17 protein-coding genes and 1 tRNA gene are annotated in these 19,731 nt (G+C 43.9%); 5 read left to right on the top strand and 13 right to left on the bottom strand.

Features of this window, described 5'->3' with window-relative positions; genetic code table 11:
* Window positions 1-155: 155 nt before the first annotated feature.
* Window positions 156-1,532, top strand: coding sequence for an esterase-like activity of phytase family protein (locus tag FHS24_RS04555; protein ID WP_183619224.1), 1,377 nt, complete (start codon window positions 156-158; stop codon window positions 1,530-1,532).
* A 159-nt stretch (window positions 1,533-1,691) separates the two neighbouring features.
* On the opposite strand, the gene hemN is transcribed toward FHS24_RS04555, so the two are convergent.
* A complete protein-coding gene (gene hemN, locus FHS24_RS04550) occupies window positions 1,692-3,236 on the bottom strand; it encodes an oxygen-independent coproporphyrinogen III oxidase (RefSeq protein WP_183619222.1) in 1,545 nt (514 codons plus the stop codon).
* A gap of 345 nt (window positions 3,237-3,581) precedes the next feature.
* Here hemN and FHS24_RS04545 point away from each other — a divergent pair, with 345 nt between their 5' ends.
* Window positions 3,582-5,141 (top strand): YifB family Mg chelatase-like AAA ATPase, encoded by a 1,560-nt coding sequence (locus tag FHS24_RS04545; protein ID WP_183619220.1) that lies wholly within the window; start codon window positions 3,582-3,584, stop codon window positions 5,139-5,141.
* 27 nt (window positions 5,142-5,168) lie between these two features.
* On the opposite strand, the gene FHS24_RS04540 is transcribed toward FHS24_RS04545, so the two are convergent.
* From FHS24_RS04540 to FHS24_RS04525, 4 genes are all read right to left on the bottom strand, one after another.
* The gene (locus tag FHS24_RS04540) at window positions 5,169-5,846 is read right to left on the bottom strand and encodes a phosphoglycolate phosphatase (protein WP_183619218.1); all 678 of its coding nucleotides are present in this window, start codon (window positions 5,844-5,846) and stop codon (window positions 5,169-5,171) included.
* A 90-nt stretch (window positions 5,847-5,936) separates the two neighbouring features.
* Window positions 5,937-6,437 (bottom strand): DUF4385 domain-containing protein, encoded by a 501-nt coding sequence (locus FHS24_RS04535; protein ID WP_183619216.1) that lies wholly within the window; start codon window positions 6,435-6,437, stop codon window positions 5,937-5,939.
* Between the two features lie 195 nt (window positions 6,438-6,632).
* Window positions 6,633-6,708 (bottom strand) — tRNA-Phe (locus tag FHS24_RS04530).
* 122 nt (window positions 6,709-6,830) lie between these two features.
* On the bottom strand, window positions 6,831-7,253 hold the full coding sequence (locus tag FHS24_RS04525) for an acetyl-CoA sensor PanZ family protein (protein WP_183619214.1): 423 nt from the start codon (window positions 7,251-7,253) through the stop codon (window positions 6,831-6,833).
* Between the two features lie 366 nt (window positions 7,254-7,619).
* Between FHS24_RS04525 and hisB the strand changes: the two genes are divergently transcribed.
* The 3 genes from hisB (at window position 7,620) to FHS24_RS04510 (ending at window position 9,496) form a co-directional block, all read left to right on the top strand.
* Window positions 7,620-8,294 carry an imidazoleglycerol-phosphate dehydratase HisB gene (hisB, locus tag FHS24_RS04520; RefSeq protein ID WP_221185016.1) on the top strand — a complete coding sequence of 225 codons (675 nt, stop codon included), beginning with the start codon at window positions 7,620-7,622 and terminating at the stop codon, window positions 8,292-8,294.
* Complete coding sequence (gene hisH, locus FHS24_RS04515; protein WP_183619212.1) at window positions 8,295-8,939, top strand: imidazole glycerol phosphate synthase subunit HisH; 645 nt, start codon at window positions 8,295-8,297, stop codon at window positions 8,937-8,939.
* A 167-nt stretch (window positions 8,940-9,106) separates the two neighbouring features.
* Window positions 9,107-9,496 carry a hypothetical protein gene (locus tag FHS24_RS04510; RefSeq protein ID WP_183619211.1) on the top strand — a complete coding sequence of 130 codons (390 nt, stop codon included), beginning with the start codon at window positions 9,107-9,109 and terminating at the stop codon, window positions 9,494-9,496.
* Window positions 9,497-9,545: 49 nt separating this feature from the next.
* On the opposite strand, the gene FHS24_RS04505 is transcribed toward FHS24_RS04510, so the two are convergent.
* From FHS24_RS04505 to FHS24_RS04470, 8 genes are all read right to left on the bottom strand, one after another.
* Window positions 9,546-10,892 (bottom strand): valine--pyruvate transaminase, encoded by a 1,347-nt coding sequence (locus FHS24_RS04505; protein ID WP_183619210.1) that lies wholly within the window; start codon window positions 10,890-10,892, stop codon window positions 9,546-9,548.
* 129 nt (window positions 10,893-11,021) lie between these two features.
* A complete protein-coding gene (locus FHS24_RS04500) occupies window positions 11,022-13,709 on the bottom strand; it encodes an ABC transporter permease (protein ID WP_406947768.1) in 2,688 nt (895 codons plus the stop codon).
* On the bottom strand, window positions 13,709-14,431 hold the full coding sequence (locus FHS24_RS04495) for an ABC transporter ATP-binding protein (RefSeq protein ID WP_183619209.1): 723 nt from the start codon (window positions 14,429-14,431) through the stop codon (window positions 13,709-13,711). Before FHS24_RS04495 ends, FHS24_RS04500 begins: the two co-directional genes overlap by 1 nt.
* Window positions 14,428-15,237, bottom strand: a complete 810-nt coding sequence (locus FHS24_RS04490) for an arylesterase (protein ID WP_183619208.1) — start codon at window positions 15,235-15,237, stop codon at window positions 14,428-14,430. The genes FHS24_RS04495 and FHS24_RS04490 overlap by 4 nt, the downstream gene beginning before the upstream one ends.
* 109 nt (window positions 15,238-15,346) lie before the next feature.
* Entirely contained in the window at window positions 15,347-16,672 is a 1,326-nt protein-coding gene (locus FHS24_RS04485; RefSeq protein ID WP_183619207.1) for an MFS transporter, read from the bottom strand.
* A gap of 417 nt (window positions 16,673-17,089) precedes the next feature.
* Entirely contained in the window at window positions 17,090-17,335 is a 246-nt protein-coding gene (gene nqrM, locus FHS24_RS04480) for a (Na+)-NQR maturation NqrM (protein ID WP_183619206.1), read from the bottom strand.
* A 122-nt stretch (window positions 17,336-17,457) separates the two neighbouring features.
* The gene (locus FHS24_RS04475) at window positions 17,458-18,534 is read right to left on the bottom strand and encodes an FAD:protein FMN transferase (RefSeq protein WP_227671687.1); all 1,077 of its coding nucleotides are present in this window, start codon (window positions 18,532-18,534) and stop codon (window positions 17,458-17,460) included.
* A gap of 252 nt (window positions 18,535-18,786) precedes the next feature.
* On the bottom strand, window positions 18,787-19,587 hold the full coding sequence (locus tag FHS24_RS04470) for an SDR family NAD(P)-dependent oxidoreductase (RefSeq protein ID WP_183619202.1): 801 nt from the start codon (window positions 19,585-19,587) through the stop codon (window positions 18,787-18,789).
* Window positions 19,588-19,731: the final 144 nt, after the last annotated feature.

The following is a 19,731-nucleotide window of genomic DNA, read 5'->3' as shown; positions in this document are numbered from 1 at the left end:
CAACAAGTAAAAATAGTCAGTGAGCGTTTTACGTGCTGGCTATTTTTTTAACTTTAATTTACCCATAATCAGGTCAGTGGTTTTTTAGCATACGATGTTCTTTTTGTTCAATAATAAAAATATGCCTATAAAATAAATGTATAAGGAAAATAATAGTGACCAAGCAAGATATGAATGCTGCAATTATTGCTATAAATGAATTTCCGCAAGGCAGCCTATTGCCTTATACCGTACTTGATGCGACGCATATCAATGCCGCTTATCCTGAGCAGAAATTAGAGATTCGCGGTGGCGGCTACGGTTCAGATGCGGCGGCACATCCAACCAATGCCAATCAATTTTATGCCCTTACCGATCGTGGTCCTAATGCAGATTTTGACGGGATTGCTGGCAAGGGTAAGCAGTTTCTTGTGCCAAATTATACGCCGTCTATTGGGTTGTTTGAATTGCAAGCTGACGGCAAAATTATCAAAGTAAAAGAGCTGCTGCTTAAAGACAGTCAGGGCAATCCCATCTCTGGGTTACCGAATCATAAGGGACTGGGCGGCACCAATGAAGTACCTTATGATATCAATGGTCAGCCGATGATGGTTAATCCAAATTTACCTTTTGATGCGGTGACCAATCCGATTAAAACCGATATCAATGGCTTGGATCCTGAAGGGCTGGCAGCGCTCAAAGATGGCAGCTTTTGGGTCAGTGATGAATATGGTCCACACCTTGTGCATTATGATGCCAATGGGGTAGAGATTGAGCGTATCAACGCCTTTGCCAATGATGAGCGTAATAATGTAATTATCAACGGTCAGCAGGTTCTGTTACCGACAGAATTTACCAAGCGTCGTGCCAATCGCGGCATGGAATCATTGACGATTATGCCAGACCAAACGACGCTTGTTGGTATCATGGAGTCCTCTATGGACAATCCTGATAAGTCAGGGCGTCTGTCTTCTTTGGTGCGCATTGTGACGATTAATTTGGTTTCGGGGCAAATAGCCCAATATCTATATCGATTAGATAAAGCGGAGCACGTGACTTCTGGCATCGTTGCCTTGAGTAATCATGAATTTTACTTGATTGAGCATGATCGTAAGTTCCCACTACAAGATAAATCAGCGCAAAAACTAATCTACAAAATCGATATCTCGCAAGCAACAGATATTGAAAATATTTTAAATGATGAGAATGTTAAGCAAGATGAAACACTTGGCTTGCTAGTCAATGGACAAACGCTTGAGCAGTTGATTGCCGCTGACGAAAGAAACTGGCAAATGCTTGAAGAAATAAACATAAAACCTGTTAAAAAAACCTTGGTCGTCGATGTGTTGGCTACTTTAAACTATCCGCATGATAAGCTTGAAGGCTTATGGTTACGAAAAGATGGCTCATTAGGTTTGCTCAATGATGATGATTTTGCCATGACTGATTCAGAGGTCATCAACCCAAAAAGTACGGTTGAGCAAAAGTATCTCGATAAAGATAAAACGATAGAAGATGCCAATCGCTTATATATCGTGATGCCGACTGAATAGAGTAGCGTAGCGTGATTTTTCGTAATTATTTATTCTTAACCACCTATTCTTAACTAATTATTCTTAACTATTTATTCTTACTACTGACAATAAAAAAGACCTCATACAAGTGAGGTCTTTTTTATTGTTAAATATTGACTCAGTATATTTTAGATGACCTTAGATAACCTTAGAGAAGCGGTTTTTATGTTTTTTCTCAAGGTATTCATCAAATACCATGGCGACATTACGACCTAATAGACGACCTCTGGGTAATACGCGAATACCAGCAGCATCCATATCAATCAAGCGGTCCTGTTGCATTTCACCCAACTGTTGGATTTCATCGATAAAGTAGGTAATGGCATCGATACCAAATTTCTGATTGATATCTCGAAAATCCATATAGTCGTGACAGAGTAAGTTCATAATCACGTATTCACGTAAGCGATCTTTAATCGAGGTCTTAATCACATTAATAGCGGGCATGAGGGTTGGGTTATTACGTGCTGCGTCGATATTCTCTTTATAGACTTGCAAATCAGTATGGTTTTGCAAGATATAGCTGCTATTAGCATTAGAGATTTGACTGATTGACGACACCCCAAAGCCCAATAAATCGCAATCACCCATGATGGTGTAACCCTGAAAATTGCGATGTAGTTTGCCTTCGCGCTGGGCAATGGCGAGCTCATCATCAGGTTTGGCAAAATGGTCAATACCAATATATTGATAACCGGCTTCGGTTAAGGTATTGATGGTATTGCCGAGCATCGTAAGTTTGGCGGCTGGCGTCGGTAAGTCTTCTTCTTTAATCTGGCGTTGAGATTTAAAACGCTCAGGCAGATGGGCATAATTAAATACCGACAAGCGATCAGGCGCCATCTCAATAATGCGGCGTACCGTTGTATCCAAAGTTTCAGGCGTTTGATGCGGTAAGCCGTAAATCAGATCAACGTTAGTAGAATGGAAGCCCAGCGCGCGCGCCTCAGCAAGTACATTTTCAATAAGTTCAGCAGAATTTATACGGTTAACGGCGATTTGTACTTTTTCATCTAAGTCTTGCACGCCCAAACTCACGCGGTTAAAACCCAAGTTACGTAGCACTTTTAGTGTCTCGTCACCTAACTCGCGCGGGTCGATTTCAATAGAGTAATCGCCTTGATCTTCTGGCAAAAACTCAAACTGGGTTTGCAAAAACTCCCAAAGTTGTATTAACTCATTATCTTGTAAAAAGGTTGGCGTACCACCACCGAAATGCAGCTGTTTGACCAGTGGCTTTTTACCGTCTTCTGGTGTTTGTAATAAGCTACGTTTGTGCTTAATTTCCGCTATCAAATATTCTAAATAATCACCGGCATCGCTGTTTTTTTTGGTGATGATTTTATTACAAGCACAGTAATAGCAAAGGTGCCGACAAAACGGAATATGGAAATACAGCGATAGCGGTGCATGGGCTTCGCGCTCTTGCAGGATTTTGGTCTCAAGCCCTACTGGCATTGGTGAAAACTCTAAAGCGGTTGGGTAAGAAGTATAGCGAGGCCCAGAACGATTATATTTATTAATAATCTCCTCATCAAATGCTGGCAGCTGCTTACTGGTAATGCTGCCACGGGTACTGGCATACGGATTGTCCGGCTGCGTCACAGGGCGTACCATGGTCGGCTGCTCACTGGCATGAGCGAAAGACTTTTGGTCGCTATGGATATCGGATGGTTCTGACATGCGAGATTCCTCGGTTTAACTGTATAAATCGCCATTTAAGTAATAAGCAGTATAACAAATCATTGGTTATAGTGGCATGGATGGCAGGTTTTCGTATATACCCATAAAGTTGTATTGTTATCTAAAATAAGAAAAACCTCACGATTGCCCTAAAGTCTTTTTTATAATTCTTAACGATTTGGCTATGACTATTGCCTCAATTTAATCACTTCCCCAACGGCTTGTGTGGATATTTCGCTGGCGCTGAAACATCTATGAGACTAATTAATAAAAATTAAAACACGACATTTGCGCACTGATTGATAATACTCTATTATCGATAAATCTCTATGTTAGGAAACGCTCATGTCGTTTGCCCAAGTCTATACGCGCTCAGTCGTCGGACTGCATGCCCCGCAAGTGATTATCGAGGTGCATTTATCACAAGGCTTGCCAGCGTTGACTATTGTCGGTTTGCCCGCCGCTGCTGTACGTGAGAGTAAAGATAGGGTACGCTCGGCGATTCTGAATTCAGGCTTTCAATTTCCTAATCGACGCTTGACGATTAATTTAGCACCAGCAGACTTACCAAAAGATGGTGCAAGGCTAGATTTGCCGATTGCCATCGGTATTTTATCGGCAAGCGGGCAACTTGAGCCAGAAGTGCTGTCAGGGTTTGAGTTTATCGGCGAGTTAGCATTGAATGGTGAGTTGCGGCAGGTGAGTGGTAGCTTGGCAGTTGCTCGGGCAATGAAAGCAGAGTCACTAGTGGCAAAGTCTACAACAGCTGATGAACAAGCGCCGCGCCAGTTACGGCAATTACGTCAATTAATAGTACCGATTAATAATGGCTCGGAAGCCAGCCGTGTTGAAGGCATAGAGATATTAGGTGCTCAAAGCCTAAAATCGGTTTGTGACCACTTGCAATCGTTAGCAGACCCAAGCGTAACCACTGAGAGGTTAGAGATAGTCACACCCAGTCCGGCGCAGCAGCATATTGGTTATCAGGTGGATTTGGCGGATGTGAAAGGTCAACATCATGCCAGGCGCGCGTTAGAGATTGCCGCCGCCGGTGGTCATTCACTATTGTTTACAGGGCCACCCGGTTCGGGCAAGACGTTAATGGCATCAAGGCTACCGACTATCTTGCCTGATTTGAGTGATGAGGACGCGTTAGAAGTCGCTAGTACCTATTCAGTGGCAGACAGCGACTACGATTATGGTACGCGGCCATTTCGCCAAGTCCATCACACTATATCTGCTGTTGCTTTGGTCGGTGGTGGCTCACGTCCCAAACCTGGTGAAATTACCCTTGCGAATAAAGGTGTTTTGTTTTTGGATGAATTACCAGAGTTTGACCGTACGGTGTTAGAAGTTTTACGTCAGCCGTTGGAAGCCAAGCAAATTACCATTAGCCGTGCAAACTCACAGCTTACTTTTCCCGCAAACTTTCAATTGGTAGCGGCAATGAATCCTTGCCCGTGTGGCTATGATGGCGACGGTTCAGGAAGATGTCGCTGCCGACCTGAGCAAATCAAGCGCTATCAAGATAAGCTGTCAGGACCATTACTTGATCGCATTGACTTGCATATTACCGTGCCAGCACTGCCAATAGCCGATTTGCAAAATGCTCAAGCTGGCGAAACCTCTGCACAGGTACGAATTCGGGTCGCTGCTGCGCATAAGCAGCAATTAAAGCGCCAAAAAAAGGTCAATAATGAGCTGAGCCCTAGCGAGATTGATAAATATATTCAGTTAGGAGAGGGTGAGCAGCAGTTATTACAGCTCGCTCAGCAACGTCTTAATCTATCTGCCCGTGGTTATCATCGCGTATTGCGCGTCGCGCGTACCATTGCTGATTTGGCTGATAGTACAGATATTACCAGTGCTCATGTATCAGAGGCGCTGAGTTATCGTAGTAAGTAGCTTACTTGAAGTTCAATTATGTATCATTTACTTTTTTAAAAGGTATTTAACCAATGTAGCAAAATCATCAAATGCTGCAGTAGGGTTGAGCTCACGAATATCTTGCCCATAGTTATAACCATAAGATAGCCCAAGCGTATCCATATTGGCGTTTTGTCCGGCTAAGATATCGTTTCTTGAATCGCCAATCATCACCGCCTGCGTTGGAGCAACATTCAATGCTTCACAGACATGCAATAACGGCACAGGATCTGGTTTCTTCACTGGTAAACTATCACCGCCCAATACTTCACTAAATAAATCCTGCCAGCCAAAAGATTGCAAGATTTTGGGGACGAAACGAATGGGCTTATTGGTCACTAATGCCAACGTATAGCCCGCAGCTTTGAGTTTTTTTAGTCCGCTATCTACATCTGGGTAGGCGACGGTTTTACTACCGCTAATATTGTTATAAGCCTCAAAAAATACTTGCTCGGCGTGATCGGCTTCTGCCTTTGTTAACTCACCTTCTAAGACTTCTATCTTACCTACCAATGCGCGCTCGACCAGCATTCTTGAGCCATTGCCGACCCAGTTGCGTATGCTGTCAATAGAGTAGGTCTCTTTACCAAGGGTGGTTAGCATAGTGTTAGTTGCATCTGCCAAATCTGGTACGCTATCAATTAAGGTGCCATCAAAGTCAAAAATTAAAAGCTGCTTATCCATTATTTCTCGCCTTTCGGGTTATCACGTCTGTTTCTTAGATTCATGTTTTAACCATAACATAAGAAGCCATCAAAACGCGGTTATGCTCAATTAATTAACCTCTTTATAGCGTTCACGATGCTCCGCTTTCATCTTTAAGTAAGTTCCATTTTTACGGCACTCATCCCATTTTTTTTTAAAAATACGGGCAGATTCTGCTTTAATCGGATCTTCCTCTTGCCGTGGGAGCTCTTCGCGTCCATGCGCACCGCTTTGACCTTTTTTATCATCAGGTACTGGCCCTTTATACTTTTTGCCGCCTTTGTGATTGGCATAGCGGCGCGCACGGGTATAGCCCATTTGGATAAACTTGCGCGCCATATCGGCACCAACAAAGTCATCGGCAGCCAGATAATCCAAAAACATCTGATAAATAATCTCGCTACTCTCAAGCGCAATATCAGGCGTAGCAAAGCGCCAGTGCGGCAGGATTTCGGATTTATAAGGCTCTACCAATAACACCCCTTGTTCACCGCGACCGACGCGATACAGCTCAGGCTGCGCGCGCAAGTCTAGGTTTTTATAATCCAAATCATAATCAAACTCTCTCATGGTTTCTACCCCTCGCAGCTAATTGGTTGTTTTAGTATAGAGAGAGTGTTTGGTTTAAAAATAGCCTAAAAGTGTTATGTATTAGTGCAAGTATCAGGTGTGATTGGTAGGTGTGATCGTGACTTTAATTATAAATTAAACATAAAAAAAGCCCCAAACAGTGATGTTTGGGGCTTTTTAGAATGCTTAAACGAATGGTGGCTCGAGGCAGGTTCGAACTGCCGACACACGGATTTTCAATCCGTTGCTCTACCGACTGAGCTATCGAGCCGTCTTCGTTGAGGCGCTATTAAACTAAATATAGCCGTTACTGTCAAGCGCTTTTTGCATAATAAGCGAAAAAAGCGCATAAATAATCGAATATGAGACAAATATAAGGTTTTAACCTCGTATTTAATCCTTAACGCGCAGGAGCTCATACTCGCTCATGATACGATGAATATCGGCATCGACTGGGACAAACTCGCGCACGCCTTTTTTCACTTCGGCATCATAGACCAGTTTGATAAACTTAGCATCGATAGCGCGACCACGATTTTGCGTATGCACAGTGAGATATTGCAAGCGCTTAGCATCAGTTTGTCCATCATCAAAGCAGGCAACCGCGGCAATAGGCTTGTCATTGAACATACCGACATACAGGGTTTGACCACGCTTAAACCCTTGCTCAATGAGGTTAAGTACCTCTGCGCCACTTGGCTGGTTCTCATCGCTGTCATATAAGGCATGCAGGCGCTCGGATAGTTCGTTTTCACGCGCAGGTTTTTTAATCAGTGGCGCATCCAAGCTGTTGATGGCGATCGCTTCTAAAGGCATAATCAGTTCCTATAAATAATCGGTTGCTACAAGGTGATACAGCGTGGCATCGAGTGTAGCATTGTAGAGTCGGTGCGGTTCATGATTGATAATACTGAACTCACTATTTTAGCAGAATGATAGGATTTTGTGCGTGGTTTACTGCTTGGTCGTGGCAGTAAATGCTAGGGTTTGCTATGATGAAGATAGACGAGGCTTTTTATGCAAAAAGCCTAATGTTTGGGTTTTTTTAATAGGTGTTTTGAATAAGTATTAAACCTGTTTTTAGCTTAATTACTTTATGATCTGTTTTAGACGCTAGTAAGAATGACTTGGGCGCTTTTTCGCCCTATTTTATTGACCGCTTTTCATTTATAGAGAGTAGCCATGACTGCCAATTCTACGACGACAACTAATACCGCCGATACAACTGGGCAAAACCAATCTGCAAATCTAAATTTACATGGTCGCCCAGCCCGTATCGCCACCGTTGAGCGAAATACTGCTGAAACGCAAGTAACTTGCGCCGTCAATCTTGATGGAACGGGACAAGGAACTGTAGATACTGGCGTGCCATTTCTAGACCATATGATTGATCAAATCAAGCGTCACGGTTTGTTTGACTTAGACATCAAATGCACCGGTGATACCTTTATCGATGATCACCATAGTGTCGAAGATACTGGCATTACCCTTGGACAAGCATTCAATAAAGCATTGGGTGATAAAAAGGGCATCCGTCGTTATGGGCACTTTTATGCGCCACTTGATGAGTCATTGACGCGCGCGGTTGTTGATTTGTCAGGACGTCCTGGTTTGCATATGGACATTCCTTTTACTCGCTCGCATGTCGGTAACTTCGATGTCGATTTATTTAGCGAATTTTTCTACGGCTTCGTCAACCATTCATGGATGACGGTGCATTTGGATAATCTTAAAGGCAAAAACAGCCATCACCAAATCGAATCTACGTTTAAAGCGTTTGCTCGTGCACTACGTATGGCTTGCGAATATGATGAGCGTGCGCTGAATACCTTGCCATCGACCAAAGAGGCTTTTTAGATGAGCCGAACCACAAAGATTGCATTATTAGATTATGGCATGGGTAACTTGCACTCAGCCAGCAAGGCACTAGCAGCGGTAGGTGCAGACGTCTCTATCACCAATGACCCAAAAGTGGTCGCGGCTGCTGATAAGGTTTTTTTCCCCGGTGTCGGTGCGATGCGTGATTGTATTGCTGGCATGCAGGAGGCCGGTATTGATGAGGTCATACGTCAGGCGATATTTAATAAGCCCGTCATGGCCATCTGTGTTGGCATGCAGGCGTTGTTCGGGCAGTCCGCTGAGAATGGTGGTACAGAATGCTTGGGCGTCTTAGATGGCAGCGTAGAAGCATTTGACCCCACGTGGAAAGATGAGCAAGGGGCAACCATTAAAGTGCCGCACATGGGCTGGAATACTATTAACGGTATGGATTTTGCCCATCCGCTGTGGAATGGTATCGAGGATAATGCGCACTTTTACTTTGTACATAGCTACTACTGCGCGCCAGCCGACAGCTCGCAAGTGGCTGCCGTTTGTGACTACGGTCAGCCGTTTTGTGCCAGTATTTTGCAAGACAACTTATTTGCGACCCAATTCCACCCAGAAAAAAGCCACACAGCGGGCTTACAGCTGTTAAAGAATTTTGTAGATTGGAATATCTAAAAAGCATGTATTACATGTTTGATTGGACAGTTTTGATTGAACAGCTTCGATTAAATAGGAAGGTAGGTTAGCAAATGCGTAATCTACCTTTTTTATTTTCAATTTATACTTAGTTGCTTTTTATTTATATTCAGTTGTTTTCTATCTCTTATACACGGAATAAAATCGTGGACTTCTATCTTTTCAAAAACGGTGTCGTCGATGCCACAGGATTAGACAAAGATGCTTTACATATGTATGTGGGCATTAGTGTCTACCTATTAAGCTTAATTCTGATGCGTCCAATTTTTAAAAAATACAGTGTTAGAGGTTTTATTGCTTTGATAATGGTGACTGCCATCGCTTTGCTGGGCGAATATTTGGATAATCGCCAGACGATTACCGAGCTGGGTATTACAGCGATAGGCAGCACAGAGCTAAAAGCAAGCATTCGTGATTTGATTAATACCTGCCTGCTGTCCTATATAATCTACGGCTTTACCGTATGGACAAAGATGTTTCAATCAATCAATACCGTCAAACCTATGATTAAACGGCAGAAAAAAACGGACTATTGATAAGTCCGTTTTTTTATTTCTATCATTAATGCTTTGCTTAATAAAAGCTTTAATAGTTCTGACTATTAGCCTCATCATAAAGCTTACACACCACTTCACCAATGGCTTTAATACCATCTATTAAGGTCTGTTCGTCAGCGGCAATACTCATACGAATACATTCATGTGCATGCTGATAATTGCTAACATCGACACCAGGGAAGAAGTATTCACTCGGTACGATAAGCGTGCCTTTTTCTTTGAGAATTTCATACAGCTCAGAAGTGCTAATCGGTAAATCCTTAAACCACAGCCATAAGAATATCGCGCCCTCAGGCTTATGAATCATTAAAGGATAATCACCCAACGCTTCTTTTAAAAGCTTTACCGCTAATGTGGCTTGCTTTTGATAAAAGGGTTTAATCTCATTATCAGCTAACTGCTTGATACGGTCATCGTTCACCAATGGCGTCGCAATCGCTGCGCCAAAGCGTGTTGGCGCTAGATTCACCACCGCATTCATCGCGCTAACCGCTTCGATGACTTTCGCATCGGCAACGATAATGCCGGTACGCATACCGGGCAAGCCAATTTTAGACAGGCTAAAACAAAGAATCGTATTATTATCCCAGTTTAAATGCGCGTCTGAATAGATGATATTAGGGAAGGGCATACCGTAAGCATTGTCAATAATTAACGGTATGTCATAGCGCTTGGCAATCTCAGCCAAATGTGCCATCTCCTCATCGGTCAACACATTTCCCGTTGGGTTGGTCGGACGCGAACAGCAAATCGCGCCGATACGACCTTCTCTTAGCGCTGGCAAGTTCTCTAATGCTTCAAAATCCACGCGATACTTAAAAAAACCTTCGTCGCCATCATGGGTTACTTCATCAATATGAGGTAATACGGCTGCGAAATGCTGACCTTCGACATGCACATCGCTATAGCCAATATACTCAGGGGTCAATGGTAGTAGAATTGATTTATCGATAGACTGGCTTTCTTTATCTTGGCTCTTTTCATCAAGGAACGCTCCACCAAATAAATTAAACAAATAGAAAAAAGCATTCTGAGAGCCATTGGTCAAAGCGATATTTTCTGAGGTGAGGTTCCAGTCATAATGACGATTAAAGAAGCTAACCAAAGCATCGATAAAGCCCGCATCACCCTGCGGATTGGAGTAATTTGCCATGCTAATAATCGCGCTACTATTGGCTTCACCCGTATCGTTGTCATTACCAAGCGCTTTATAGGTCTCTAAAAATAGCTCATTAACGGCATCAATTTTGGCAGGATTACCACCGCCCAACATATTGATAGGCTGATCGCTTTTTAGCGCATCGCCCAAATCATCCATCAATTGTGAGATGCCAGTTGGCTGGGTAAATTTTTGACCGAACTTTGAAAATTTCATAAGATTACCGTACTTTCCTGAATGTTTTATGAGAGTTATATCTGAATACTGAGATGGGCATTAGTATAGCAAATAGTCAGTTTTAAACGAGCTGGAATATAAAAGCTGACTATTACTTATAATTCCGCCCTAAATCATCGCCCGAACCCGCGCCATAATCCCGCGTCCAATCACCAATCTCACATAAATAATAGCGATAGCGAACAACAACGCAATTAATACCGCACCGCCGATGCCTAAGCTAACCCATGGCACACTAAAGCGCAGATTAAACCATTGGGTGATAGCAGCCCAAGCACCGATATTAGCGATAATCACTGCAAATAAGGCGGCACTAATGCCAAGTATCCCCAGCTCTAAGATATTGAGCATATATAGGTCACGCTTTTGCATACCGAGCAACCTAAATGAAGCACTATCCGCCATGCGATCTTGCGAGGTAGACAGTAGCGAGCTAATCAAAACCATAATACCCGTCAGTAATGCCAGTAAGGTGAAGACATAAACCAAACGACTCATTTGCACGACCAACTCTTGGACTTGCTGCGCGATAGCCGTGCCGTCGATGGTCGTCACGGCAGGAAACTTGCGTACTAGCTGACCTTGCAGCTCTGGAATATCCTCTGCTGCGACGTGGGCGGTGGCAAATTGGATTTGCGGAGCAGCCGATAAAACTGCTGGCTCAAATAAGAAGTAAAAATAGGGGCTGGGTCCTTTTTCATAACGCGAGCGGATACTGGTGATTTGCCCGACGATTTCAATCCCTTGGATATTAAAGCGCACCTGATCACCCATAACGACGTTTAGCAAACTGGCAGCCGTATCCAAAATTGATAATGGCGCAACGGCTTTTGCGGAGTCACTATCTGCAGTTTCAATAGGTGCATAAAGCTTATCATCTGCTAGCGATTCCATAATGAACTCAGTATCCATCACCGTATCGGCGTAGCTTAAATTAAAGACGCGTGCGGGGTCATCGAAGCCGTCAGCAGGTTCGATATCTTGCACAGGCACATTATTGGCCGTGACGACGCGGGCACGAATAACGGGGTAATAGCTCACAGGCGCAGCAATGATGTTATTAATCTCATCATGCTGGTCACTTTGAATATCGAGTAAAAATAAATTGGGTGCATCCTCAGGATACGCATTGATAAACTGCGCATTGATACTGTGATTAAGAGTGGTAATCAGGGTCAAGACCGCCACTGATAGCGATAAAGTGACAAAAAACAATGCTGATTGATTGCCTTTACGCGCAAGGTTATGGATAGCAATACGCTGCATCCAGCTGATATTAGAATGCTTGGCAAACTTAGTCAGCAGCCATAACCAACCGCGTGCCAAGAGCCAAAATATCGCTACGAAGGCAGTCAAGCCTATCAAGAGCTGCGCACCTAGTATCAGAGAATTGACTTCATAAGCAAAAAACGCATAAAGCCCGATTAGCATCAGCCCGTACCACAATAACGGCAAGCGTTGATACCAAGGCATATTTTGTGAGTTTGTGCTTACTCCTTGATTAAGTAAAGTAGCAGGCTTGGTCGTACTTAGTGTGCTTAAACCACGCTGAGCGATCAGCAAGGTCAGCACTAAAGCGATAATAATCGTTTTAATGGCGCTGATAGGATTGATAGCTAGACCAACATCAGCAGGCAAGATAGCAATCAAATACGGCTGACCGACTTTAAGTAAGCCAAAACTGACGATAACTTCGGCGATACAAGCGATGATAGTGGTAGCAATCAATAGTTGATAGTAGCTGCGTTTCAGCGACTTAAGCGGTTCACCCAATGCTAAGCGAATCGCATTGCTAGACTGCTGCTTGGTCACAAAAGCCGTAATGACGCCATACATCGCTACCGCAGATAACAACAGCACGGCAATGACGAGCAGCTTTAAGAACATCAATACATTATCAGAAATACGCGAGACAGAGGTATCTGCTGATTCTGCATCAGAGAGCTCGATATCAGGGTAATTGCTTAGTATTTGCGTAAGTTTATCACGCTGCACGGCCATTAATTCAGGCTTGCCAGCCAGTTCAATACGGTAATTAATGCGGCTACGCTGACCCAATAAATTGGTCGCTGCAAGCGCATCTTGATGCATCAAAACCCGCCCGCCAAAACCAAAGGCAGTCAATGGACGGTCAGGCTCTTTGGTCAGCACATCGCTAATGGTAAGTTCAGCATCACCAATGGTGATTTGGTCACCGACACTGGCATTTAAGCTATTCAATACTTCAGGCGCGACAACGACATTATCAGCGCTTAATTGCTCCCATAAAGGCTGCCCTGAAGCAAGCTCGGCTTCCCCATATAACGGATAAGCCGGAGAGACGGCTTTGACGCTGGCAAGCAAGGTTTGCTCATCGGTCACTACCATCGCGCTAAACTGATAGTCATATACTATTTGCGTATCGGCGACCGTCTCTACCTGCGTTAATACCTCGCTTGGCCACTCTTGCTTACTGTTTAAAATTAAATCGCCGCCAACGAGGGCGCGCTGATTGTCATTGATATAAGTATCAACAGATTGCTGAACGGAGTCGAGCGTGAGGTAAGTCGCAAGCGATAACGTTAGCGTCAATAAAAATAATAGTGGATAAATCCAACGTTGCCACCAACTGCGACTTAATGCTTGCGCGCCTAATCCTTGTAAACCTAAAATTGGCAAACTCAAAATACCGCTAAATAACTGGCGCATGATACCGCCAGTATAATCTGACTCTTTTGCCATATTAGTATCGGTCGTAGCAGTAGCATCGATGGCTGAACCTTTCTTTGTTTGCTTATTATTCTTTAAGTTATTCATTAAGACACAATCCGCCCATCATGCATGGTAATGACGCGATCTGCCATCTCTGCAAGCGCGGCATCATGGGTCACTACGACCAATGCCGAACCGGTTTTCTGACGTAAATCTAATAATAGCTGCATCACTTGATTGGCATTTTGCTCATCTAAGTTACCAGTTGGCTCATCTGCAAACACAATCTTCGGCTGTGAAACCAACGCGCGCGCAACGGCAGTACGCTGCTGCTCACCACCTGATAACTGGTTGGGTAAGCTATCACGCCTATGTCCCAAATCAACCGCTTCAATCAATTCATTAACGCGCGCTTTGTTTGGACGGCGGGCGATATCAAGGGGAAAGGCAATGTTCTCCGCTACCGTCAATGTCGGCAATAGATGAAACGACTGAAAGACAAAACCCATATCCCGCTGACGAATGACTGCCAGCGCATCTTCATCAAGGTTGCTTAAGGTTTGCCCCGCCAATTCAACGGAACCACTATCAGGATAATCTAACGCTGCTAATAGCGCTAATAAGGTAGATTTACCTGAGCCAGATTTACCCATAATGACCACAAATTCGCCTGCATTAACATATATATCTACGTCTTTGATGATAGATAGCTTTTGCTCACCGACTTGCACGGTTTTATTCAGTTGTATGGCAGTTAGCAATGCTGATGGTTTTGAAGCAGGTGTGATAGTTGTAGCTGAATCTAAATCTGAAGCTAATGGTGTCATTGCGTGGTCTCAGTAGGCGTGCTTGTCGATGGTGCTTTTGAATTTTCTTCTAGCTTTTTAATTTCAGGTTGTAAGATTGGCAAAATATTATCATTAACGATAATCGTATAACCCTCTTTGGTTGGATGAATGGCATCGGCTTGGTTTAATTTAGGGTCGCCGCCCACACCATCTAAAAAGAAAGGAATCAGCGTCACATTCATATCTTTAGCCACCCTTGGATATATCGCGGCAAATGATGTTACGTAATCAGAGCCAAGATTGTCATAAATCTGCATACCGCCCAAGATAACTTCACTTCCATTATCCTGCAGGCGTTTAACAGCGGTGCGAATATTGGCTTCGACCGTTGCCACATCAATACCGCGGATAGCGTCATTAGCTCCAACGGTTAATATCGTGATATTAGGTTTGGTCTGTAATACCCAATCTAAGCGATTGACGAGGCCTGTACTGGTTTCACCACTTAAGCCCGAATTGACCACTTTGACATCTTTATAGCCAAGCTCTTTTAGGCGTGCTTCTAACTGAGCGGGGTAATTGGCATCATTATCGACGCCCAATCCTTCGGTTAATGAATCGCCCAATGCTAATATCGTTAATGGCGCTTGATGCTGCTCATTAGCAGTTGTTGTTTTCTGAGTTTCGTTAGTTTGGGTGCTAGTGCTTTGAGTGCTAGTAGTTTGCGTACTATCATCTGCCTTATTAACATCAGGCTCTTTTTGACAACCGCTAACCACAAGGGTAACGCTTAATGCTGCCGTTATTATTAAAGGTTTAGCCAAATAAGAAGATATATTTATCATGATTTTGCTGTCCTATTTACAATCAAACCAGTGTAGCAAACTAAGCTTATGAGCAATATGGCGCGACAGTTAACGGTATTGCACGCCTGTCAGTCGATATAGGCAAAGATTAAATCTTTTTACCATCGACCATCACTGGACGGCTGACCATCCAAGCAAATACTACGTTCATGACCATCAAAACCAACATGATGAATAAGGGCAAATCCCAACTGTCCGTTGCTTCATGCAACCAGCCTGTGCCCAATGGACCGAAAAATGCAATCAGATAACCGACCGCCTGCGCCATGCCCGATAGCTCGCTTGATTGATTGGCGGTATAAGTACGCATCGAAAACAGCATCATACTTAAGGTAAAAATCGCTGAACAACCAATACCCATCAGCGCTGACCATAACCACGCAAAATCAGCTGATAAATAGCTGACGCCTAAGATACCAATCACGTTTAAGACGGCAGCAAATACCGCCAACGCCTGAATAGGACGCCCGCGATTGACCAACCAAGTTAAGCTTAAAATCGCCACAGGTGCCATAAACTGGAATACCGAGTTCATCTGTCCCGCGTTTACCGCTGATAGGCCTTTACTGAGCCAAATCGAGGGTAAAAAACTGGCAACCGTATAAAAAAGCAGCGACTGCAAGCCCATAAACACCGCAATTTGCCAAGCAAAAGGCGTACGCCACATAGATATAGGGGACGGCGCTTGCACACCTTCAGCAAGCGGTATGATTGGCTGATGGTTTGACGAACCTAAACGCAGTCTTAGCAATACCCAAATAATTAAAGCAAACAAGCCCAAAATCGACCAACCACCAAGCGCCCATTGCCAGCCAACTCGCTCAGATAATGGCAGAACAACACCTGCAACAATCCCTGCTGACACTGTCATGGTTAGACTGAATAAGCCCGTAATCAAAGGGATATGATTCGGTGTGCGCTGCTTGATAACAGGAGCGGCAAGGGTATTGGCGAAACCAATCGCCAATGTCAGTAGTAGCGTACCGCCTAAAAAACCAATCCAAGTGGGAATGACGCTGCGAATAATCATACCCATCGTTAAAAGGGCAATCATCGCAATCAAGGTATTTTCCAGACCAAAACGCTTACCAATCGCTGGCGATATAAAAGCCCCAAGCGCAAAGGTCAGCATCGGCACCGCGCCAAGCCAGCCAATTTGGGTTTCGGAGATATTGAGCGCTCCTTGAACCACCGGCGCAATAGAACCCAGCGCCACAATTGGCGAGCGCATATTGGTCGCCAATAAAATCATGGCACATAGCACCAGCCAAAACGTAAAGCGTGAAGAAGGCAGCTTAAAGTTTGACGGCGCACCCGACTGAGAAGGGGAAGACTGGGGCGGCAAATCAGTTTGCAAATTAGGAGAGGTAGACATAGCAGCACGACTATCAGCATAAGAAAAAGGACACGTCATTAAAAAGCGCTGGCGCACCATCGCTTATAAAATAACACCAGAGTACGTCACCAAGACGGTAATTAAGACTAAGACAATATATTAGAGTGTACGAATTTAGGATATAAAAACACTTGCAGAACGCCCGTCATATAAATTTACCACCCCATTTAGCAGGAAAAAATTAGTATATGAGTAGTGAATTTTAATTCGTATTTTTAGTTTTTGCTTATATATAGCTTTTGCTTATAGAGCGTTTATGATAGAAATTGGTTTATAAAAATTACTCTATACAAATGCTAAGCTATAAACGCTAGGCGCACAAAAAAATAGCGCCAGTCACTATTAGCTTGCAACGTTAAATTGCAAAGGACTAGACGCTATTATAGGAATAGATGTTAGCTAAATACTACCAGCGTATGGTAACAAATAAGGCGTTTATACAGACTTACCTAGTTGGGCCGCTTTGAGCGCAGTTTCTTGCTGTTGGTCGACCAGTGAATCGCATTTATTGGGGTCATTACCACAAAATGAGCAGTTCTCGTCGCCCATTAATTTTGCCACACCGCCGCAAGAACCTCTAAGTGGCTTTTTCTTGACCATATAACCGATACCCATAAAGATAAAAAACAGCGTAAAGACGGTAAAGGTAATGGCAAGCATAGGAAGCAATTGGTTAAGCATAGAGGGAACCTCTCGTTTAAAATATAGGACAGTCATCTAGTCGATAACTTGTTTATAGTATAGCAAAAATTCGCCTGCTCCGTTTGTGCTTAGCAGGCATATTAAAGCCTATGCTTTTGATATTAGGACTTTTTGTCGGCACGTAAAGCTTTCATCGCAGGGGTTTCTACCATTTGCCAATCATCAACACTGTCTGCCGCTGCGCCGAGCTTTACATTATCAGCCAAGATAACGAATAAGGCGGCGATGTCGTGCTCTTTGGCAGTGGCAAGGGCTTTTTCATAAGGCATCGCGGTCAAGGCAGTTGCCCATGCGTCCGCCAGTGCGACTGATTCTGCTGCTACAGTCACTGATGGCGCGCCACCAACAATGGGTTCACCTGTGGTCGGGTCGATGGTATGGCTATAGTGCTTACCATCGAAAATGACGGAATTGCGATAGTTGCCAGAGGTTGCTAGATGCATCGTGTTGCCATTATTAATAGGTTGGCGAATCACTGCCATGGTTTGGCGGGCGCTTACCGTGCTGCCTTCAATAGGTGCATCAATGGCGATTTGCCACGGTTGCTGCTGAGCGCTGACCCCAGAGGTCGCCACTTCGCCGCCAATTTCAACCATATAATTACGAATCTGATAGTCATCTCTGAGTACATCGGCGATGACGTCAACGCCGTAACCTTTAGCGACTGCCGAAAAATCAAGCTCGACACCATCTTTGGTTTTATAAATACTTTGCTCTTTTTGTATCACGCTTTTAAAGTCGACCAAGGCTTTGGCTTGTGCAATCTCAAACGCCGTCGGTGGGCTTTGTAAGCGCTCAACCGTCATGGTACTGCCAAAGCCCCAGGTTTCAATCAATGGCATCACCGTTGGATCAAAGGCGCCGCCCGATAGCTCATAAACTTGCCTCGATGCCTCTAATACATGGCTAAAATCAGCATCGATAGTAATAGGCGTATCTTTGCCTAATTGGTTAAAGTTAGAAATAGTAGAATCCGCTTGATAAGTAGACATGCTGTCATTGATATCTTGCAAGCGCTTAGCGATGGCGACTTGTATGGCAGCTTCATCAGCGCCTTTGGGTAATTGATAACTAATATGGTAGCTGGTACCCATGGTCTCGCCATTGAGATTGTTATAATCGGGCTTTTGCTGGCAGGCGCTAATACTTAATACAGAGCCGATAGCGATTATGGACATGAAGGCGGGTGCCATTGAGAAAGAGTATTTTAGGGATTTATTAGCAGAGGAAAACGTGGTTAAATTTGTCATATAAGTCATCACAGCTTGATAAAGCGAAAGGGTGAGTGGGTTGGATTGTCAGCTAGTAAAGAGTGGCTAGTAAAGACAGTTAATCAATAACCAAGCAAGCTAAGCGTTGCCTATTTTACACCCCTTGTCACCCATAACGCCAATCATCGACCTTAGACCTAGTTACTGAGTTTATTAGATTTATGTTACTTTCGATTCACGGATAAGTTTATAAAGCTTTGGCGGCGATAAACGATTGACCCTAGTGGCGAGCTTTTCTTTATTACCGGCAACGATAATATATTCTTCATTGTTAGTCAGTGCTTTGACGACCTGTTTAGCAAAGGCTGTTGCCGTCAATCCTTTATTGGTTGCCTCGTCCATCGTACCCTGCGCGCTACCATCACCTGTCAAGGCATTGATAGAGACGTTGGTTTGAATGAATCCTGGGAATATTGTCGCCACCTCGATGCCTTGATCATGCAATTCTGCACGCAGGCTGTTTGCCCACATATGGATAGCCGCTTTAGCAGCCCCATAAGCGCCGCGATATTGGGTACCAAGTAAACCTGCCACGCTCGATACCATGACAACTTTGCCGCCGCCTTGCGCAATCATATCTGGCAATACCAGTCTGGTCAGACGCGTTTGCGCAAAGTAATCTATCTCCATAAGTTGGCGTTCGACGTCCTCAGTGGTTTCCATGATAAGTGAACGTTGACTGACGCCGGCATTATTAATCAGCCAATCTACTTTTTCAGTTTTAGCCTTGACTGTCTTATAGGCTTCTTTTGCTTGCTCAGCATCAGCGATGTCAAAGGAGACTATGATATGTTTTTTACTGTTTTTGCAGCGATTTTTAACCGTCTCTAATTTATCCTTATCACGGCCACTTAGAATTATGGTGGCACCGTGTTTGGCAAAGGCGATAGATAGTGCTTCACCAATGCCGCTAGAGGCACCAGTTATCCAAATGGTTAAATTTTTAATGTTGGTTTTCATAAGAATCCTTTCTCGTGCGAAGATGTTTTTCATCACATCATCTAACTTATTTAGCCCATAAAAAAAGAGCCTCCAGTGAGACTCTTAATTTATCATATATTATCAGGGTAATTATGTTTGCTTGATGAATGGGTTTTATTACCC

Origin of the sequence: Psychrobacter luti, assembly GCF_014192115.1 — a bacterium.
Lineage (GTDB): Bacteria > Pseudomonadota > Gammaproteobacteria > Pseudomonadales > Moraxellaceae > Psychrobacter > Psychrobacter luti.
Note: the sequence above shows the minus strand (reverse complement) of the source record. Positions and strands in the feature narration are given on the sequence as shown.